Below are 19,557 nucleotides of genomic sequence, written 5' to 3' on the forward strand. Positions count from 1 at the left end.
CGCGCCCGGCCCCCCGGCCGGGCCGCCCGCGCCGCGCGCTGGTCGGGGGGGGGGTTGTGGTCTGTGCTGCTGGGCGCCCCCCTGTTGATCAAGAGGTTTGCGTCAGGAAAGACGCCTTTCCTGACGCAAACCTCTTGATCAACAGGGCTGAGAGGGGGGCGGGGTTGGGGTTGGGGGTCGGTTGGGGTGGGAGCTTGACGCGCCGTGTTGCCGGCAGGTTTCGCGGCGTGGTGAGTGGGGCAGTGTAGCCGCACGGAGTATCCGAGCGGGACGTTTTAGCAGCTCCTGGGCTCGGAGACAGCTCACCGTGCGCCGGGGCACGGATGCCCTCCCCGGTCCCTTGTGCACGAGAGGGGGAAGGCGATGACGGACCCCGAAACGGCCCGACACCGACGCCGGCCCGTTGCCCGGGTCGGGGCGGCTGCCGCCGCGCTGGCGCTGGTCGCGCCGCTCGCCGCGTGCGGCGCATCCGACGACGGTGGCCCACCGACGCTCAACCTGTACTACCCGCCCGAGCAGAACCTGCAGAAGGTCGTCGACGACTGCAACACACAGGCGCAGGGACGGTACGAGATCGCCTACCGGGTGCTGCCCCGGCAGGCCGACGACCAGCGGGTGCAGATGGTGCGCCGGCTCGCCGCCGAGGACACCGGCATGGACATCCTCGGCCTGGACGTCACCTGGACCCAGGAGTTCGCCAGCGCCGACTGGATCCGCGAGTGGACCGGCCAGGACAAGGCCGAGGTCGAGCAGGGCACCCTCGCCGGGCCGCTGGCGACCGCCCGCTACGAGGACAAGCTCTACGCCGCGCCGAAGAACACCAACGTGCAGCTCCTCTGGTACCGCAAGGACCTGGTGCCGCAGCCGCCGACCACCTGGGACCAGATGATCACCGCGGCCCGGCAGCTCAAGGACCAGGGCAAGCCGTACCAGGTGCTCACCATGGGCGCGCAGTACGAGGGCTTGGTCGTCCTCTACAACACCCTCGCCGAGAGCGCGGGCGGCAAAGTCCTCTCCGACGACGGCAAGAAGGCCGTGATGGACGACGGCACGGTCCGGGCGCTGGAACAGTTGCAGCGGTTCGCCACGTCGGGCGTCACCTCACCGTCGTTCAGCAACGCCACCGAGGACCCGGTCCGGCTGGAGTTCCAGTCCGGGTCGGGCGCGTTCCAGGTGAACTGGCCGTTCGTCTACCCGGCCCTTCAAGAGGCCAACCCGGAGCTGGCCAAGCAGGTCGGCTGGGCCCGCGTGCCGGGCATCGACGAGGGCACCGCCAGCAAGGTCACCATCGGCGGGGTGAACCTGGCCGTCAGCTCGTACTCGAAGCACCCGGAACTGTCGTTCGAGGCCGCGCGGTGCCTGCGCAGCGCGGAGCACCAGAAGTTCTCCGCGATCAACGACGGCGTGCCCCCGACCATCGAGGCCGTCTTCGACGAGCCGGAGATGGCCGAGGCGTACCCGATGAAGGACACCATCCTGGAAGAGCTGAAGGACCCGGCGACCCGCCCCCTGACCCCGGCCTACCAGAGCATCTCCACCGTCATGTCGGCGATCCTGTCGCCGCCGTCCGGGATCCGCCCGCAGCAGACCGCCGACGAGCTGCGCGACGCCATCGCCGACGCCCTGGAATCGAAGGGGGTGCTGCCATGAGCGCGGACACCGTTGAGAAGAGCACGACACCCACCGTGCCCGCGCAGCGCGGAGGTCGCCGCAAGGCGCCGCTGAGCGAGAACAAGAAGGCCGAACGCCGGCTCGGTTGGCTGCTCTGCGCGCCCGCCGCGCTGGTCATGGTCCTGGTGACCGCGTACCCGATCATCTACTCGTTCTGGCTGTCGTTGCAGCGCTACGACCTGCGCTTTCCCGACCAGCGTGAGTTCGTCGGGTTGGAGAACTACGTCACCGTGCTCACCAATGAGTTCTGGTGGACGGCGTTCGGGGTGACCGCGCTGATCACTGTGGTCACCGTGGCCGTCGAGCTGGTGCTCGGCATGGGGCTGGCGCTGATCATGCACCGTACGCTCGTCGGGCGGGGCGTCGTCCGTACCGCGGCGCTCATCCCGTACGGCATCGTCACGGTCGTCGCCGCCTTCTCCTGGCGGTACGCCTGGACCCCCGGCACCGGCTACCTGGCCGACCTGTTCAGCGACGGCGCTCCGCTCACCGAGCGAGCCAGCTCGCTGGCGATCATCATGCTGGCGGAGATCTGGAAGACCACGCCGTTCATGGCGCTGCTGCTGATGGCCGGGCTGGCGCTGGTCCCGGAGGACCTGCTCAAGGCCGCCTCCACCGACGGGGCGACCTCCTGGCAGAAGTTCACCAAGGTGATGCTGCCGGTGATGAAGCCGGCGATCCTGGTCGCGTTGCTGTTCCGCACCCTGGACGCGTTCCGCGTGTTCGACAACATCTTCGTGTTGACGGCCGGCGGCAACGAGACCTCGTCGGTGTCGATGCTCGCCTACAACAACCTGCTGCGGGGTCTCAACCTCGGCATCGGCTCGACGATGTCGGTGCTGGTCTTCCTCACCGTGGCGATCATCGCCTTCGTCTTCGTGAAGCTGTTCGGTACCGCTGCCCCCGGTAGCGACGATGGGGAGAGGCGCTGACATGGCTGCGGAAACCACCACGCGCGCGAAGCTGCGGTGGGGCCTGCTGGACGTCCTCGTGGTCGTCTTCGCACTGGTCCCGGTGCTGTGGATCGCCTCGCTGTCGTTCAAGACGCCGGCCACCCTCACCGACGGGAAGTTCATCCCCCGTGAGTGGACGCTTGACAACTACCGGACGATCTTCGACACCGACCAGTTCGTGCGAGCACTTGTCAACTCGATCGGCATCGCACTGATCGCCACGCTGATCGCGGTGGTCCTCGGTGCGATGGCCGCGTACGCCATCAGCCGCCTGGACTTCCCGGGCAAGAAGCTGCTGGTCGGCATCTCCCTGCTGATCGCGATGTTCCCGCAGGTGTCACTGGTGTCGCCGCTGTTCGAGATCGAACGGCAGCTCGGGATCTTCGACACCTGGCCCGGCCTGATCCTGCCGTACATCACCTTCGCGCTGCCGCTGGCGATCTACACGCTGTCGGCGTTCTTCAAGCAGATCCCGTGGGACCTGGAGAAGGCGGCGAAGATGGACGGCGCCACGCAGGCACAGGCGTTCCGGCGGGTGATCGCCCCGCTGGCCGCGCCCGGCCTGTTCACCACGGCGATCCTGGTCTTCATCTTCTGCTGGAACGACTTCCTGTTCGCCATCTCGCTGACCTCCACCGAGCGGTCCCGCACGGTGCCGGCGGCGCTGTCGTTCTTCACCGGCGCGTCACAGTTCGAGGACCCCACCGGGGCGATCTGTGCCGCCGCCGTGGTGATCACCGTACCGATCATCCTGTTCGTCCTCTTCTTCCAGCGCCGCATCGTCTCCGGCCTGACCTCCGGCGCAGTCAAGGGATAGGTGGGTAGTCATGGCTGACATCGTGCTCGACAAGGTGAGCAAGAGTTTCCCGGACGGGACCGTCGCCGTGCAGGACGTCGACCTGGAGATCGCCGACGGCGAGTTCGTGATCCTGGTCGGGCCCTCCGGCTGCGGAAAGTCCACCACCCTCAACATGATCGCCGGCTTGGAGGACATCAGCTCCGGCGAACTGCGCATCGGCGGCCAGCGGGTCAACGACAAGGCCCCCCGGGACCGGGACATCGCCATGGTGTTCCAGTCTTATGCGCTGTACCCGAACATGACCGTGCGGGAGAACATGGCGTTCCCGCTGCGGCTGGCCAAGCTGGACAAGGAGACGATCAACTCCAAGGTCGACGAGGCCGCCAAGGTGCTGGAGCTGACCGCGCTGCTGGACCGCAAACCCGCGAACCTCTCGGGTGGTCAGCGGCAGCGGGTGGCGATGGGTCGGGCGATCGTCCGCCAGCCGAAGGCGTTCCTGATGGACGAGCCGTTGTCCAACCTCGACGCCAAGCTGCGGGTGCAGATGCGCACGGTGGTGTCCCGCCTGCAGAAGCAGCTCGGCACCACCACCGTCTACGTCACCCACGACCAGACCGAGGCGATGACCCTCGGCGACCGCGTGGTGATCATGCGCGGGGGTGCGGTGCAGCAGGTCGGGCCGCCACAGGAGCTGTACGACCACCCCCGCAACCTCTTCGTGGCCGGCTTCATCGGTTCGCCGTCGATGAACTTCCTGCACGCGGCGGTGCAGGACGGCAGCCTGCGTACGGCCCTGGGCGACGTGCCGCTCGGCGACCGGTTGCGCCAAGAGCTGGAGGCGGCCGACGCGCCCCGCGAACTGATCCTCGGCATCCGGCCGGAGCACTTCGAGGACGCCGAACTGGTCGACGACGAGACCCGCCGCCGGGGTCTGGAGTTCGAGGCCCCGGTGGAGATCGTCGAGTCGATGGGCTCGGACAAGTACGTGTACTTCACCGTGGAGGGTGAGCGGGCCAGCGCCGCCGAGTTGGAGGAGCTGGCCGCGGACGCGGGCGCGGGCGACTTCGCCGGTGCCGGCGGCAACCTGGTGACCCGGCTGTCCGCCGAGTCCGGCGCCGTCGAGGGCCAGCCCCGCCGAGCCTGGTTCAACCTGGAGAAGATCCACCTCTTCGACCCGAACACAGGCCGCAACCTGACCCTGAGCGAAGGACGCTCAGCCAGCGCCCTCACGGATTGAGGACGTACCGGCACTGCCTCGTCGATCATGGAGTTGTGGCGGGCCAGAAAACGCCCGTAAAATATCAAAGCGGGCACCACAACTTCATGATCGACGGGCCCTTGCTCTACCAACCTGTCCTGCGCGACAACCCCGGTCGTGGCAAGGTGGTCGGAGGTCGCATCGTGAGGTGGGGGCGGGATGGATCGGGGACTTGTCGCGTTGGCCGCCGCGCATGGTGTGTCCACCTGGTACGAGGACTGGCGGCACCGCCGTGTTGACGTCGCTTCCGAGACCGTCGTCGGCGTGCTCGGGCTGCTCGGCGTGGACGCCACCAGCCCTGCCGCGATCGCCGACGCGCTCGCTGCCGCCCGCGCGGTGGACCGGACCGCGCTGCCGCCGACCCTGGTGCTTACCGGGGGCGCGACGCACGCGCTGCCCGGCCCGGGCGTGGTGTCCCTTGAGGACGCTGGCCGCCGGACGGTCGACGCGGAGCTGCCCGCCGACCTGCCGCTGGGCTGGCACCGGCTGGCCTGCGACGGGCGGGACGTGACCCTCGTCGTGGTGCCCCGGCGGCTGCCCGTGCCGCCCCGCACCTGGGGCTGGATGCTCCAGCTCTACGCGCTCAGCTCCGAGCGTTCCTGGGGGATGGGCGACCTCGGCGACCTGGCCGACTTCACCGGATGGGCGGGCGGAACGGGCGCCGGGCTGGTGCTGCTCAACCCGCTGCACGCGGTCGGACCGGCGCACCCGGTGGCCGCCTCGCCGTACTCGCCGGCCAGCCGACGCTTCGTGAATCCGCTCTACCTGCGCGTCAGCGACACCACGGCGTACGCGGCGGCGGACCCGGCCACCCGTGCGGTGGTCGACGCGCTACGCCCCGACCGCGGGGACCTGATCGACTACGACGAGGTGTGGACCGCCAAGCGGCACGCGTTGGAGCTGCTGCACCCGTACGCCGAGGCGGTGGACCTCGACGCGGACCCGGCGCTGACCAGCTTCGCCACCTGGTGCGCGCTGGCCGAGCGGCACGGCAACGACTGGCGGGCGTGGCCGGCCGAGCTGCACCAGCCGGACTCCCCGGCGGTCGCCGAGCAGCGTCGCCAACTCGCCGACCGGGTGGCGTTCCACGCCTGGCTGCAACACCTCTGTGACGAGCAGCTCGACGCCGTGACGGCGGCGGCCCGGTCGACCGGCATGCCGGTCGGCGTGGTGCACGACCTGGCCGTCGGCATCGACCCGGGCGGCGCGGACGGCTGGCAGCTCGCCGACGTCCTGGCCCAGGGGGTACGGGTCGGCGCGCCCCCGGACGACTTCAACCAACTCGGCCAGGACTGGGGCCTCGCCGCGTGGCGACCGGACCGGCTCGCCGAGACCGGGTACGCGGCGTACCGGGACATGCTGCGGCGGACCCTGCGGCACGCGGGCGGCCTGCGGGTCGACCACGTCGCCGGGCTCTGGCGACTCTGGTGGGTGCCTCCGGGCGCCGGGGCCGCCGAGGGCACCTACGTGCGGTACGACGCCGAGGCGATGCTCGGCATCCTGGCGCTGGAGGCGCACCGGGCCGGCGCGGTGGTCGTCGGCGAGGACCTCGGCACGGTCCAGCCGGCGGTGACGCGTGGGCTGAGCGGGCGCAACATGCTCGGCTCGACGGTGCTGTGGTTCGCCCGGGACGACGACGGCGCGTTCACCCCGCCGGCCCGTTGGCCCCGCAATGCTCTCGCCACGATCAGCACCCACGACCTGCCGACCGCTCCGGGATTCCTGACCGGCGAGCACGTGCGGGTGCGCGACGAGTTGAAGCTGCTCAGCACCGATGTGGCCGTCGAACGCGCCCGGGCCGCCGCCGACCGCGAGCGGCTGCTGGCGATGCTGCGCAACGAGGCGCTGCTGCCCAGGTCGCGGGACGCCGCAACCGAGGCCGGCGGCCCGCCGGACGCCGCAGGCAAGGCCACCGGCCGGCCGGACGCTGCGACGAAGGCCGGCGGCCCGCCGGACGACGGCGACGTGGTGGTGGCGATGCACGCCGCGCTCGCGGCCAGCCCGTCACGACTGCTCGGCGTGTCCCTCTACGACGTGCTGGGGGAGGTGCGCCAACCCAACATGCCGGGCACGGTCGACGAGTACCCGAACTGGCGGCTGCCGTTGCCAGCCAGCGTGGCGCAGATCCGCACGGACCCCGGCGTGACCCGGATCGTCGACCTGCTCACCACCGCCCGTCCCCGGCGTACGACCCCCGAGCCCGGCCCGGCCGCCACGGACTAGGTGTTCTGTCCGGACAGGTTGGGGACGCGGGTGGCGGGTGGTTTGCCGCCGAGTGCGGTGGTGGCTGCGGTGATTGTTGTAGGCGTGCAGCCATCTGGGCACGTGCGCGTGTCTCGTGGTCCCGCAAGGCCCAGCGTGCGGCTGTGACCTGCGCCGCCAGCATGGCTGACCTGCCGGAACAGTCCGGGCTCACCCCAGCAGCGCTGCATCTCGGGACAATGCATCCGACAACTCGGCACGGATCGCCAACAGCCTGGCACCAGGCGTCAACCAATCACTCGCCTCGGCGGCGATCATGAAATTCGTCCGTGGGGATGAGCCAAGGGAGCGAGTGGCATGCGATTTGCAATGAAGCCTCGACTACGACGTATTGCTGCTGGACTGCTGGCTACCATCGCAGCGGCTGGCAGCCTGGTCGTCTCGTCCGCCGCACCGGCTAGTGCCGACACCTACACGTCGTGGAGATACCTGTTCAACTATGCAACCAAGCATTGCCTGGCCACCGACTTCAGCACCAGCGTCTACACCTTTACCGGCTGCGATGGGCCGCAGAGGTGGCGACAGCAGAAGCTCGATGCCTACCCGGGCACCTTCATGCTGCAGAACGAGGCAACCGGACGCTGCCTGAAGCAACAGGACTTCTATCGGGTAATCAGCGGTTCCTGCGATGGATCCAAGGTCGAGTTCCGGTGGGAGGCATCGTCCGAGTACAGCTGGGTCTGGAGCGCCAACACCTACGGTCTCCTGGTCACGGACTTCACCCACAAGGTGTCTCTATACAATTCGGCAACCGCTCCCACTAATCAGGGGTGGTTCTGGAAAGGCACCGCAGGTCCCCCTACTTCAGCTTCGGCCTCGCCGGCCATGAGGCTCGTTCTTTAGACCTGTGCAGCCACCGGTGCCGGGGGCGCAGGACAGAACCTAGGCGGCCGCCCAGTCGAAGCGGGGTGCCAGTTCGAGGAAGTCGGCGTACCGCGTCAGGGCCCGCTCGACGTCGGCGCGGTCGTCGTCGGTCATCGGCACCAGCGGTCGTACGGTGAGGGTGACCGCCTCCCGCCCGACCTTGCGCTTCCACACGCCCACCACGCGACCGGCGCAAACCACGGTCGCCTGGAAGATGCCGTTGTTGCCCGGCACCACGGCCGCCCGGTGCGCGGGGTCGAGCATCAGCGTGCGATCCCGGTAGCCGAGGAGGTACTCGTCGAAGCCCGGCAACGCGAGCACCTCGGCCGCCGGCGCGCGCGGGGTGTCGGCCAGCGCCGCGTCCACGTACATCGGCTCGCCGTCGACGCGTACCGTGCTCAGCAGGTCGGCGGCGGCGGTCAGGCCGCGCCGCGCGTCGGTCAGGGTGAGGCCGCTCCACCCGGCGAACTCGCGGTCGGTGACCGGCCCGTGGCCCCGGACGTAGCGGTGGGCGAGCAGCGCCAGCGCCTCGTCCCGCTCCGGGCGGCGTTGCTCCGGCGCCCACTCGTCGAGCAGGGCGAACGTCTGCTCGGTGCCGATGGTGGGCGCCACGCAGGTCACGCCGCGCACGCTCGCGTACCAGAGCAGGTGGTAGCCGCGCTGGCCGTCGGTGCCGAGCCCCGCCTCGCGCAGGGTGGCGAGACACTGCGCGCGGGTGAGCCGGCCGCCACCGGCCAACGCGACGCCGAGTACGTCGAGCGCCCGCGCCTCGTCGGCCTCGGTCAGCCCGAGCTGTGCGCGCCGGGTCGCCGAGCCTGCCAGCGCACGTACGCCGGTCAGCTCCAACATCCAGCGGGTGTCGGCGGGCGGGATGAGGTGCACGGTGCCCCGCATCGGCCAGGTGCGTAGCGCTTCGCGGCGTTCCAGCGCGGCCTGCACGTCGGTCACCGTCCACCCCGGCAGCCGGGCGCCGAGCGACCACAGCCCGCTCGCCAGGTCCTGAGCCTGCATCGCCCCGAACCACTCGACCACCTCGGCGACGGTGCCCGGCCCGACGGGCGGGCGCAGCAGCAGGCTGGTCATCCGCAGTGCCAGCGCTTCGGCCGCGCTGAGGTCGGCAGTCATCGCACCCCTTCCGGTCGCCACGCCGCAGCCTAGGCCCGAGGACCGACACGCACGGTTAACCGCCGCGCCGGTGGGAATGCGGCCGGCCGGAAGTACGCGCGCCGCGCGTACGGAAGGGAGTCCCATGACTGCCGCAAGCCAACCGGCCCGTGGTGCCGGCGTACCGGCCGATTCTCGGGCCCATCGGGCGTCCACCGGCGCCAAGACCAGCGCGGCCGCCACCTTCGCTCTGGTCTTCGGTGTGGCCGGCCTGTTCAGCGTGTTGACAGCCATCCTCGCCTGGGTCGGGCTGGTGCTCGGCATCATCGGCATCGTCCTCGGCATCGTCGGGCTCAAGATGGCCCGCCGGCCGGGCGTGACCGGCCGGGGCGTGTCCATCGGCGGCCTGGTGCTGAGCATCCTGGCGGTCCTGATCGGCCTGGGCCTCGCCGCGGGCATTACCACGTTCGTCAACAACAAGGGCGCGGTGGACCGCCTTCAGAACCAGGTCGACGACCTACGGGACAAGCTCGACTGACACCGGGCCCGGGTGGCTGGGGGGCCAGGGCATGCCGCTGGCCCCCACCCCGGCCTATTTGGACTCGACCCGCCCGACCGCGTCGACCCCCGAGGTGAGCGCCGCGCGGGTGGACTGCCACGCGGGATCTCCCGGGTAGAGCGTGCTGCGCAGGTACGCCCCGGTGAGCGCCGCGACCGCCGCGACCCGTCGCGGGTCCTCGTCGGTGGTCTCGGCGGCGTCGTAGCCGGAGATCCCGCCGAGACCGTGCTCCGCCTCGAAGAGGGTCAGGAGCGACTTGGGGGCGGGGGACAGGACGTACGGGTCGGCGTGCCACTGCGCGCCCCGCACCGTCAGGTGCTCGGAGGTGTCCCGGTCGCCGGCCACGACGAGCGCGGGCGTCGTCATCGCGGAGAAGTCCGTGGTCTCGAAGAAGCCGTAGCCCTTCGCGACCTCGGTGAGCGCGTCTCCGCCCCGGCCGGGCGCGGCGAGGAGCACCCCCGCTCCGATCCGTGGCTCGGACAGGTCGACAGGCCTCCCGTCGTGGGGATCGGTGGGCCGGGCGCCCAGCAGCAGGCTGGCGGTGTGTCCGCCCATCGAGTGCCCGGCCACGGCGACCCGGCTCCGGTCCAGACGCCCGCGAAGCTGTCCCACGGCGGCCTCGACCGCGTCGAGTTGGTCGAGGATTCGTGTCATGTCCCGGGCGCGGGACCGCCAGTAGAGCGGCGCCTCGGGGTCGCTGGGATCGAGGCTCAGGGTCCTCGAGTCCAGGTGGGTCGGCTGGATCACGACGAAGCCCTGTGCCGCCCAGTGGTTGGCGAGGGGCCCGTAGCCGTTGAGTGACGAGAGGTTGTTGGAGAGCCCGTGGCCGTGCGAGAGCAGGATGATCGGCAGTTCGGTGCCGGTCATCGGTGCGGAGACGCGAAGCCGCAAATCCACGGCCCGGTCGGGTGCCGGGAGCACGATCGGGCCGACGGACACGATCGGGGTGTCGGCGACGAGGGTCGATGTGGTCATGGTTGCCTTCCCCTGGGACGGACGTGGCACGGCAGGGGTGTCCCCGCCTCCGCTACAGTTGAAGCGGATCGCCGTTCCACTAATATACGGAACGCTGATCCGTTTCTCAAGCGGCGTGTGGAGGAGAACCGTGTCGGCGACGAGCCAGACCCCCGAAGTGCCGGCCCGTGGCCGACGAGCCGACGCCGTACGCAACCAGCAGACGCTCCTCGCGGCCGCCGCCGCGGTCTTCGTCACCTCCGGCGTCGAAGCGCCGATCCGGGAGATCGCGGCCCGCGCGGGGGTCGGCATCGGGACGATCTACCGGCACTTCCCGACCCGGGCGGACCTCGTCGTCGCCGTCTACCGCCACCAGGTCGAGGCCTGTGCCGAAGCGGGCCCGACCCTGCTGGCGAACGCCGCCTCCCCCCTTGCGGCCCTCCGCCAGTGGGTCGACCTCTTCACCGATTTCCTGGTCACGAAGCACGGCCTGGCCGGCGCCCTGCAGTCGGACGCCGGCGGCTTCGACACGCTGCACGCCTGGTTTCTCGACCGTCTCGTGCCGGTCTGCGGGCAACTGCTCGACGCCTCCGTCGACGCGGGCGAGATCACCCCCGGCACGCGCCCGTACGAACTGATGCGCGGCATCGGCAACCTCTGCGTCAGTCGCGACAACGACCCGGACTACGACCCCCGCCGTCTCGTCGACCTGCTGCTGCGCGGCCTGCGGCAACCCCGGTGACCGGAGATCACAGTAGGGTGGGCGGCGTGCTCCGCCAGGTCACCGCGATCCGCTACGTCACCCCACTGCGCGAGGGTGGCTCACTGCCGGGCCTCGTCGAGGCCGACGACCTCGGCACGTACGTCGCGAAGTTCACCGGGGCCGGGCAGGGGCCCAAGGCGCTCGTCGCCGAGGTGATCTGCGGCGAGCTGGCCCGCCGGCTGGACCTGCGGGTGCCACCGCTGGTGGTCCTCGACATCGACCCGGTGATCGGGCGGGCCGAGCCCGACCAGGAGGTACAGGAGCTGCTGCGCAACAGCGGCGGCGCCAACCTGGGGATGGACTTCCTGCCGGGCGCGCTCGGCTTCGACCCGGTGGCGCATCCCGTCGATCCGCTGCTGGCCTCCCGGGTGCTGTCGTTCGACGCGTACGTGGAGAACGTCGACCGGAGCTGGCGGAACCCCAACCTGCTCATCTGGCACCGCGAGCTGTGGCTGATCGACCACGGCGCCGCGCTGTACTTCCACCACAACTGGCCCCGCGCCGACGCCGCCGTACACCGCGCCTACCGGGCCGAGGACCACGTGCTCGCGCCGTACGCCGACCGGGTCGCCGAGGCCAACGACGAGCTGGCCGCCCGGGTCACCCCCGACCTCCTGCGGGAGGTGTTGGCGCTGGTGCCAGCCCAGTGGCTGACCACGGCCGACTTCGGCTCGGCCGACGAGGCGCGGGAGGCGTACGTGTCGCACCTGTCGCGGCGGGTCGCCGACCCGGCGGACTGGCTACCGACGGGGAGCGCGGCGTGAGGCACCCCTTCGAGTACGCGGTCATCCGGCTCGTGCCCCGCGTCGAGCGCGGAGAACAGATCAACGTGGGTGTGCTGCTCTACTGCCAGCAGCGTGACTTCCTGGCCGCGCGGACGCACCTGGACGCCGACCGGGCGCGCGCCCTGGCGCCCGACGTCGATCTGCCGGCCGTCGCCGCGGTGCTGGAGTCGCTGGACCGGACCTGCTCCGGCGACGGGCCGGCCACCCGCATGCGGCTCGGTGAGCGCTTCCACTGGCTGGTCGCGCCGCGCAGCACGATGATCCAGGCCGGTCCGGTACACACCGGCCTCACCGTCGACCCGGCGGCCGAGCTGGACCGGCTGATGACGATGCTGGTCCACTGAGCTGGCGGGGACGTTCGACGACGGTGGACCCCTGATCGCGCTGCGCCAGCGCCGTTGCCGGCGGAGCGCGATCCCCCGTTCAGGCGCCGGTGCCAGGGGGCGGCAGGTTCGCTCGCCGGCACCGGATGGCATCAGGATCGCCGTCCGCGCGGGCGACCGGTTCGGAACGTCCGGGAACTTGCGGAAAACTTGAGCCCGGACGACCGGAACACCGCCTTCCGTCGTTTGTCTCCGCACCGCCGGGGTAGTCGCGGGAGCTGACCCGAGACGAGAAGGGGACAACTCTGATGGCTGCCCAGACGAAGGTGGCGGTGATCTACTACAGCGCCACCGGCATCACCTACCAGATGGCGCAGGCCGCGTGTGAGGCCGCCGGGGAGGCCGGCGCGGAGGTGCGCCTGCGCAAGGTACGGGAGCTCGCGCCGGACGAGGCGATCCGCTCGAACTCCGGTTGGCAGGCGCACCATCTGGAGACCCAGGACGTTCCCGAGGCGATGATCGACGACCTGGCCTGGGCCGACGTGACGATCTTCGGCTCGCCCACCCGGTACGGCATGATCGCCGCGCAGTTGAAGCAGTTCATCGACACCACCGGCCCGCTGTGGGCGCAGGGCGCGCTGGCCAACAAGGTCTACGCGGCCTTCACCTCCACGGCGACGTCGCACGGTGGTCAGGAGACGACACTGACGTCGCTCTTCAACGTCTTCTACCACTGGGGTGGTGTGGTGGTCCCTCCCGGCTACACCGACTCCAGCCAGTTCATCGCCGGCAACCCGTACGGCGCCTCGCACACCAGCAACAACGGGGAGATCGCCCCGGACGCGGTGGCGCTGGGCGCCTGCGCCCTCACCGCCCGCCGGGCGGTGCTGATCGGCACGGCGCTCAAGCAGGGCCTGGGCGGCTGAGTCGACCGGTGGCGCGGACGGGGGCTCTCGACCCGTTCGCGCCACCGGCCGCACCAGCCCTACCCCGCGGCGACGGTAACCATGCCGTGGCCGGGAGCTAACCCTGGCCGACCGGGCGCGACGCCGGCAGCAGGTCCGTCAACACCTCGGTCAGCACGGTCAGTCCGTCCGGGCTGAGCACCGACTCCGGGTGGAACTGCACCCCGGCGAAGCCCTGCCCGCGCAGGGCGTGCACGGACCCGTCGCGGACGTCCCGGGCCAGCTCCACGGTCCCGTACGCGGTGTCCAGCCGGTCCACCTGGGCGCGGGCGGTGAACGAGGAGTAGAAGCCGACCCGGCGGGACCGGCCGAACAGCGTGACCTCCCGTTGCAGCCCCTGGTAGGGCGCGTCCCTGCGGTGCAGGGGCAGCCCCAGCAGCCCGGCCAGCACCTGGTGCCCCAGGCAGACCGCGAGGGTGGGCCGACCGGATGCCAGCAACTCGCCGAGCAGGTCCCGCAACGCCGCCATCTTCGGATCGTCCGCGCTGCCCGGGTCACCCGGGCCGGGCCCGGCCACCACCAGGTCGTACCCGTCGACCGGGCCGCCGGCGTGCCACGGGCGCAACGTGACCGCGAGACCCAACGCGCCCAGTTGGTGCGCCAACATGCCGGTGAAGGTGTCCTCCGCGTCCACGATCAGGGCCCGCAGGCCGGCCAGCCCGGGCAGCCCGGGCGCGTCGGGCGACCGCTGGTCCAACCAGAACCGGGCCAGCGGCGTGTTCCGCGCGGCCAGCGCGTCGCGTACCTCCGGGTCGTCGGCCAGCCGCACGACCGGCCCGCGCTCGCCGGTGGACGCCGCCGGGCCGAGACCCAGCGCGGCCAGCACCCCGGCGGCCTTGGCGTGGGTCTCGGCCACCTCGCCGGCCGCGGTCGAGTGCCGGACCAGGGTGGCGCCGACCGGCACCCGCAGCCGACCGGACGGGGAGATCTCGGCGGTACGGATCAGGATCGGCGCGTCCAGCGTCTGCCGGCCGGCGTCGTCGTGGCCGAGCAGCGCCAGCACGCCCGCGTAGTAGCCCCGACCCCGGCGCTCGTGTCGGGCGATCACCCGGCACGCGTTCTCCATCGGACTGCCCGTCACGGTGGGCGCGAACATCGTCTCCCGCAGCACCTCCCGCACGTCGCGGGTGCCCCGGCCGGCGAGCAGGTACTCGGTGTGGGCCAGGTGCGACATCTCCTTGAGATAGGGGCCGATGACCTGTCCGCCGTGCTCGGCGACGGTCGCCATCATCTTCAGCTCCTCGTCGAGCACCATGTACAGCTCCTCGATCTCCTTCGGATCGGCGAGGAACCGCAGCAGGGCCGCCCGGTCCGGGATGCCGCCGGTGGGCCGGAAGGTGCCGCTGATCGGGTTCATCATGACGAGCCCGTCGTCGACGCTGACGTGCCGTTCCGGGCTGGCCCCGACCATGGTGCGGGCGCCGGTGTGCACCACGAACGTCCAGTAGGCGCCGCGTTCGGCGACCAACAGCCGGCGCAGCGCGGCCAGCGCGGCCACCAGCGGCGTACCCAGCACGGTGGCGTGCAGGGTGCGGTGGATGACGAAGTTGGCGCCCTCGCCGCGACCGATCTCGTCGGTAAGCACCTGCTGCACGATCCGCGCGTACTCCTCGTCGCTGACGTCGAAGGCGGCGTCCCGGGTACGGACCGGCTCGTCGGGCAGCGCGGCGAGCGCCTCGGCCAGCGGGATCCGACCGTGTGCGCGGACCTGGAGACACTCCAGCGGGGCGTCGTCGTCGACGCAGGCGAAGCCGCGCTCGGCGATCTGCCGGTACGGCACCAGGGCCAAGGTCCGCGCCCCGGGCTCACCCGGGGGCAGCGGGATGTCCGCCAGCCGGTCGACGGTGCCGACCGGGCCGGTGAACAGTTCCAGGTCGTCGGCGCCCTCGCGGCGCAGGAGCGCGAAGGGGCCGGGATCGTCGCCCCGGTAGATGGCGGCGAGCAGGTCGGTCAGGGGGTTCTGGCTGGTCATCGTGGTCTCCGTGGGCGCCGGGCGCCGCCAGCGGGGCGGCCGTCCGGGCCGGAGATCCGGCGGCCGCCTCGGTGGCGGCCGCGTGGATGGAGCTACGCGCGGGGGGTGGCCGCCGGGTTGGCGGGCCACCAGGAGGTTGGGTGCGCGAGCATGCGCATCACCTTACGCGGTCGAGGCCTCACTCGGGACCCCATCGGGCGTACGGGTGTGCCGGGCCGGACCATCGTCCCGGCGCGGCCGGCACCGGGTAACTTGACCGGCGATGAACATTCTCGCGCTCGACCTGGGCACCTCCTCCGTACGCGGGCTGGTGCTGGACGGGGAAACCCGGCCGCTGCCCGGCGCCCTGGCCCGGCGCAAGGTCAAACTCGCCATCGGGGACGACGGCACGGGCACCCTCTCCGGCCCCGACTACCTCGCCAGCCTCGTCGAGTGCCTGGACGAGCTGGCCGAGGCGGGACACCTGCACGACGTGGGCATGGTGGCGACGTCCGCGCAGTGGCACTCGGTGCTCCCGCTCGACCGTGACGGCACCCCGCTGGGCCCGGTCGTCACCTGGTTGGACACCCGGCCCGCGCCGGTCGGGGACACGTCCGGCCCGGCCGACCCGGCCGGCTTCCACCAACGCACGGGCTGCTGGTGGCACCGCTCCTACTGGCCGGTGCGCCTGCCCTGGCTGCGGGACCAGTCGGGCACGCCGATCAGCCGGTTCGTCGGCCTTCCGGAGTACGTACTGGGCGAGCTGCTCCAGACGGCGCCCATGTCGATCTCGCAGGCCTCCGGCACGGGCCTGCTCGACCTCGTCACCCTGCGCTGGGACGAGGAGGCGCTGACGCTGGCCGGCGCACGGCCCCGCGACCTGCCGCCGCTGGGCGAGTTGGACTGGCACGGCCGGCTCCGCCCCGACCGGGCCCGCCGCTGGCCGCAGTTGGCCGAGGCCCGGTGGGCACCGCCGGTGGGCGACGGTGGCGCGTCCAACGTCGGCTCGGGCTGCGCCGACCCGAGCCGGGCCGCGGTCACGGTGGGCACCTCCGCAGCGGTACGCCTCATGCAGCGCATCCCGGCCGGCGAGCCGCTGCCGCGGCTGCCCGAGCGTCTCTGGCGCTACCGGGTCGACCACGACCACGTGGTGACCGGGGCGGCCTACTCCAGCGGTGGCAACCTGTTCGCCTGGGCGAACCGGGAAATGCGGCTGCCCCCGGGGGACGAGTTGGACGCGGCGCTGGCGCTGGTGCCGGTGGGTGGTGGCCGGCCGGCCGATCCCCGGTTCGGTGGCGACCGGGCGCCCGGGTTGGCCCCGGCGGGCACCGGCGAGCTGCGCGGTCTGAGTTTCAGCACCACGGCGGTGGACATCCTGGCCGGGCTCATGCAGGGGCTGTGTGGGCTGGTCGCCGAGGACCTCGCGGTGCTGGAGTCCACAGTCGACAAGCCGGTCGGGGTGGTGCTGGGCGGCGGCGCGGTGGCCGCGTCGGTGTGGTGGCGGCAGGCGTTCGCCGCCTCACTCGCGCCGCGACCGGTGTCGCACCAACGCAACCCGGAGATCGGTGCCACCGGAGCGGCGTTGGTGGCCCTGGGTCACTTTGATGCGGCGGCGGCGCTCGCCGACATCGGCCGGACGGACGAACTGGTCTCACCGACCACGACAGGACGTTCCCACCCGCAGTATCCTTCCTGAACTTTCGCCCTGCCCGGGCCGTTGACAGCGCCACCGAGCCTGGTTGGATGGACTCCGCTCCCCGGGTCGCGGTGGACGCGGCAGGACGGAGGAGGCAGGGTGGCGGCAGGTCCCGACCCGTCGATCGGTGCGGTGTCGAACCACCGTCGGCGTCGCTTCGACGTCCGGGTCGTTCCGCATCGACGCCGCTCGCCGTTCCGGCTGCGGGACTGGCGGATGAGCACCAAGCTCGCCACCGTGCTGCTGGTGCCGTCGATGGCGTTCCTGGTGTTGGCGGGCGTGCAGACCAGCGCGCTTGTCGGTCGGACGGCCACGTTGAACGACTTCTCCCGGCAGGTCGGCATCGGCCGGCAGATCACCGCCGTGGTCGACCAGCTCCAGCAGGAGCGGGACCGTTCGGCGGGTGAGCTGGGCGAGCTGCGCCGCGGTGGCGACCGGGAGGCGGCGGCCACCGCCCTGCGGCCGTTGCAGTCGGCCACCGACCGCGCCGTCGAGGACCTCCGGCGGGCGGCCGAGCCGTTGGCCGACGCCGACGCCTCCTGGCGGGTCGCCTACTCCGAGGTGCTCGAGGCGTACGACCAGGTCGTCGACATCCGACCGGCCATCCCGCCGGCGGTGCTCAGCAACGACACCATCCTGAGCAACTACCACCGGGCGGTCGACTCGCTGCTGGACCTGCTCGCCGAGCCGACACCGGGCCAGGACCGACCGGGGTTGAGCGACGCGGTGCTGCGCTACGTCCAGATCGCCCGGGTCAAGGAGCTGTCCTCCCGGGTCCGGGCCCAGCTCTACGGTGCCGGCCGGGCCGGCCGGTACGGCACCGAGGACCGGGTGATCCTCTCCGACCTGCGTGCCCAGCAGCTCACCGCGCTCGGCGCGTTCCGGGTGTCCGCCACCAGCGACCAGATCCGCCGGTACGACGAGACCTCGGTGAACCCGGGGTTCCAGGTCGCCACCCGGCTGGAGGAGCGCAGTCTGCCGGTCGGCGACGCGGCGCCGGAGGTGCTGCCCTCGGAGCAGTGGTGGTCGGCGAGCCAGCAACGCCAGGAGCTGCTACGGCAGGTCGAGGCGAGTGTGCTCGACGACGCGGTGCGCCAGGCCGACGACGCGAGCAGCGGCCAGCTCCGGACCACCCTGCTGGTGGTCGGCGGCGTCGTGGCGGTGCTGCTGGTCGCCCTGCTGATCTCTCTGCTGGTCGGGCGTTCGGTCGCCCGGTCGATGCGCCTGCTGCGCAGCCAGGCGCTGCGGATCGCGCAGGTGGAGCTGCCCGACGCGCTGGACCGGCTGCGCACCGTCACCGGTGGCGTGCCGACCATCGACGTGTCCCCGGCGGTCGTCCGCTCGCTCGACGAGATCGGTGAGCTGGCCGAGGCGTTCGTCGCGGTGCACCGCAGCGCCGTGACGGTCGCCGTCGAGCAGGCGCTGATGCGCCGCAACGTCAACGCGATGTTCGTCAACCTCGCGCGCCGCAGCCAGGTGCTGGTGGAGCGGCAACTGGAGCTGCTCGACGACCTGGAGCGTGAGGAGAGCGACCCGGACCAGTTGGAGAACCTCTTCAAGCTCGACCACCTGGCCGCCCGCATGCGCCGTAACGACGAGAGCCTGCTGGTGCTGGCCGGCACCGACTCCACCCGCCGGTGGAACCGTCCGGTGGGCCTCGGCACCGTGCTGCTGGCGGCCGCCGCCGAGATCGAGCAGTACCAGCGGGTACGGCTTGAGTCGATGGGCGCCGTCAACGTGGTCGGGCACGCGGTCGGCGAGCTGGTGCACCTGCTGGCCGAGCTGCTGGAGAACGCCACGGCGTTCTCCCGTCCGGACACGTTCGTCGTGGTGACCGCCCGGGTCGAGGCGTCCACCGCGCTCATCGAGATCGCCGACGACGGTCTGGGCATGAGCCCGTCCGCGCTCGCCGAGGCGAACGCGGTGTTGGCCAGCCCGCCGGCCGCGGACGTCGCGGCGGTCGAGCGGATGGGCCTGTTCGTGGTCAGTCACCTGGCGAGCCGGCTCGGTGTGCGCGTGCAGCTCGAAGGGCGCCACAGTGGCCTCGTCGCGCGGCTCGTGCTGCCGGCGACCCTGCTGGCGCCCGGCGGCGCGGTCGAGTTGGATCCACCCGCGCCCGCCCGGATGCTGGCGTCGAACGCGGCCCGGGGCGCCGCGGCGCAGCGTGGGACGGGTGTGCCCCCGTCCGGCGGCGTCCACGGGACAGCGACCGCGCCGCTGGACCTTCCGGTGGCCGGTCGTCCGCCGGCCGCCGCCGTGCCCCGCCAGACCCGACCCGTGCCGGTACGCGCCGAGGACGTGTTGGCTCCGGCCGCCGCGTCCGCGGGCGACGGCGGTGGCTGGTGGTCCCGGCAGGGGCCGGCCGCGCCGGCGGCCCCGGTCCAGCCCGTGCCGCCCGCGACTCCGGTGACGGCCGGCACGAACGAGCGGGGCCTTCCGGTACGCGTACCCATGGCGCAGCTCTCCGCGGTCACCCGCCCCGCCCAGCCGGAGTCGTCGCCGCCGCGCGCCGACCTCGACCCGGACGCGGTCGGCGGCATGCTTTCCCGGCTCTACAGCGGGGTACGGCGTGCCGAGGCCGAGGACACCACCGAGATACCGGTGCCACCCTCGTGGGGGCACGACGAAGGAGGACGACGACAGTGACGAC

General features: G+C 71.8%; 16 protein-coding genes and 1 pseudogene. 13 read left to right on the forward strand and 4 right to left on the reverse strand.

Annotated elements, in window-relative coordinates; translation table 11 throughout:
- Positions 1 to 363 precede the first annotated feature (363 nt).
- The 5 genes from ABZ272_RS00005 to malQ all read left to right on the forward strand — a co-directional run bounded on the left by ABZ272_RS00005 (position 364) and on the right by malQ (position 6,904).
- Positions 364 to 1,650, forward strand: a complete 1,287-nt coding sequence (locus tag ABZ272_RS00005; RefSeq protein ID WP_355047637.1) for an ABC transporter substrate-binding protein — start codon at positions 364 to 366, stop codon at positions 1,648 to 1,650.
- Positions 1,647 to 2,603 carry a sugar ABC transporter permease gene (locus ABZ272_RS00010; protein ID WP_355047638.1) on the forward strand — a complete coding sequence of 319 codons (957 nt, stop codon included), beginning with the start codon at positions 1,647 to 1,649 and terminating at the stop codon, positions 2,601 to 2,603. The genes ABZ272_RS00005 and ABZ272_RS00010 overlap by 4 nt, the downstream gene beginning before the upstream one ends.
- A gap of 1 nt (position 2,604) precedes the next feature.
- Positions 2,605 to 3,441 carry a carbohydrate ABC transporter permease gene (locus ABZ272_RS00015; RefSeq protein ID WP_355047639.1) on the forward strand — a complete coding sequence of 279 codons (837 nt, stop codon included), beginning with the start codon at positions 2,605 to 2,607 and terminating at the stop codon, positions 3,439 to 3,441.
- A 10-nt stretch (positions 3,442 to 3,451) separates the two neighbouring features.
- A complete protein-coding gene (gene ugpC / locus ABZ272_RS00020; RefSeq protein ID WP_355047640.1) occupies positions 3,452 to 4,660 on the forward strand; it encodes a sn-glycerol-3-phosphate ABC transporter ATP-binding protein UgpC in 1,209 nt (402 codons plus the stop codon).
- 180 nt (positions 4,661 to 4,840) lie between these two features.
- The gene (malQ, locus tag ABZ272_RS00025) at positions 4,841 to 6,904 is read left to right on the forward strand and encodes a 4-alpha-glucanotransferase (protein ID WP_355047641.1); all 2,064 of its coding nucleotides are present in this window, start codon (positions 4,841 to 4,843) and stop codon (positions 6,902 to 6,904) included.
- Here the strand turns inward: malQ and ABZ272_RS00030 are convergent.
- Positions 6,901 to 7,003: pseudogene (locus ABZ272_RS00030) on the reverse strand (IS481 family transposase); the annotation flags it as partial. The gene malQ and the pseudogene ABZ272_RS00030 sit on opposite strands and share 4 nt — an antisense overlap.
- Positions 7,004 to 7,240: 237 nt before the next feature.
- Here ABZ272_RS00030 and ABZ272_RS00035 point away from each other — a divergent pair.
- Positions 7,241 to 7,786: a hypothetical protein gene (locus tag ABZ272_RS00035; protein ID WP_355047642.1), complete on the forward strand. Its 546-nt coding sequence runs from the start codon at positions 7,241 to 7,243 to the stop codon at positions 7,784 to 7,786.
- A gap of 39 nt (positions 7,787 to 7,825) precedes the next feature.
- Here the strand turns inward: ABZ272_RS00035 and ABZ272_RS00040 are convergent, their stop codons facing one another.
- Entirely contained in the window at positions 7,826 to 8,932 is a 1,107-nt protein-coding gene (locus ABZ272_RS00040) for a winged helix DNA-binding domain-containing protein (RefSeq protein WP_355047643.1), read from the reverse strand.
- Positions 8,933 to 9,056: 124 nt separating this feature from the next.
- Between ABZ272_RS00040 and ABZ272_RS00045 the strand changes: the two genes are divergently transcribed.
- Positions 9,057 to 9,449: a DUF4190 domain-containing protein gene (locus tag ABZ272_RS00045; protein WP_355047644.1), complete on the forward strand. Its 393-nt coding sequence runs from the start codon at positions 9,057 to 9,059 to the stop codon at positions 9,447 to 9,449.
- 54 nt (positions 9,450 to 9,503) lie between these two features.
- On the opposite strand, the gene ABZ272_RS00050 is transcribed toward ABZ272_RS00045, so the two are convergent.
- On the reverse strand, positions 9,504 to 10,445 hold the full coding sequence (locus ABZ272_RS00050; protein WP_355047645.1) for a chlorophyllase: 942 nt from the start codon (positions 10,443 to 10,445) through the stop codon (positions 9,504 to 9,506).
- A gap of 130 nt (positions 10,446 to 10,575) precedes the next feature.
- Between ABZ272_RS00050 and ABZ272_RS00055 the strand changes: the two genes are divergently transcribed.
- The 4 genes from ABZ272_RS00055 to wrbA all read left to right on the forward strand — a co-directional run bounded on the left by ABZ272_RS00055 (position 10,576) and on the right by wrbA (position 13,221).
- A complete protein-coding gene (locus tag ABZ272_RS00055; protein ID WP_355047646.1) occupies positions 10,576 to 11,166 on the forward strand; it encodes a TetR/AcrR family transcriptional regulator in 591 nt (196 codons plus the stop codon).
- Positions 11,167 to 11,192: 26 nt separating this feature from the next.
- Positions 11,193 to 11,951, forward strand: coding sequence for a HipA family kinase (locus ABZ272_RS00060; RefSeq protein ID WP_355047647.1), 759 nt, complete (start codon positions 11,193 to 11,195; stop codon positions 11,949 to 11,951).
- On the forward strand, positions 11,948 to 12,316 hold the full coding sequence (locus tag ABZ272_RS00065) for a DUF3037 domain-containing protein (protein ID WP_355047648.1): 369 nt from the start codon (positions 11,948 to 11,950) through the stop codon (positions 12,314 to 12,316). Before ABZ272_RS00060 ends, ABZ272_RS00065 begins: the two co-directional genes overlap by 4 nt.
- A 287-nt stretch (positions 12,317 to 12,603) precedes the next feature.
- Positions 12,604 to 13,221, forward strand: coding sequence for an NAD(P)H:quinone oxidoreductase (gene wrbA, locus ABZ272_RS00070; protein ID WP_355047649.1), 618 nt, complete (start codon positions 12,604 to 12,606; stop codon positions 13,219 to 13,221).
- Positions 13,222 to 13,318: 97 nt separating this feature from the next.
- Here the strand turns inward: wrbA and ABZ272_RS00075 are convergent, their stop codons facing one another.
- The gene (locus ABZ272_RS00075; RefSeq protein ID WP_355047650.1) at positions 13,319 to 15,232 is read right to left on the reverse strand and encodes an anthranilate synthase family protein; all 1,914 of its coding nucleotides are present in this window, start codon (positions 15,230 to 15,232) and stop codon (positions 13,319 to 13,321) included.
- Between the two features lie 262 nt (positions 15,233 to 15,494).
- Here ABZ272_RS00075 and ABZ272_RS00080 point away from each other — a divergent pair, with 262 nt between their 5' ends.
- Both ABZ272_RS00080 and ABZ272_RS00085 read left to right on the forward strand, forming a co-directional pair.
- Positions 15,495 to 16,907, forward strand: coding sequence for an FGGY family carbohydrate kinase (locus tag ABZ272_RS00080; RefSeq protein ID WP_355047651.1), 1,413 nt, complete (start codon positions 15,495 to 15,497; stop codon positions 16,905 to 16,907).
- Positions 16,908 to 17,006: 99 nt separating this feature from the next.
- A complete protein-coding gene (locus ABZ272_RS00085) occupies positions 17,007 to 19,553 on the forward strand; it encodes a nitrate- and nitrite sensing domain-containing protein (protein WP_355047652.1) in 2,547 nt (848 codons plus the stop codon).
- Positions 19,554 to 19,557: the final 4 nt, after the last annotated feature.

This window comes from Micromonospora sp. NPDC005979 (assembly GCF_040614415.1).
Taxonomy (GTDB): domain Bacteria; phylum Actinomycetota; class Actinomycetes; order Mycobacteriales; family Micromonosporaceae; genus Micromonospora.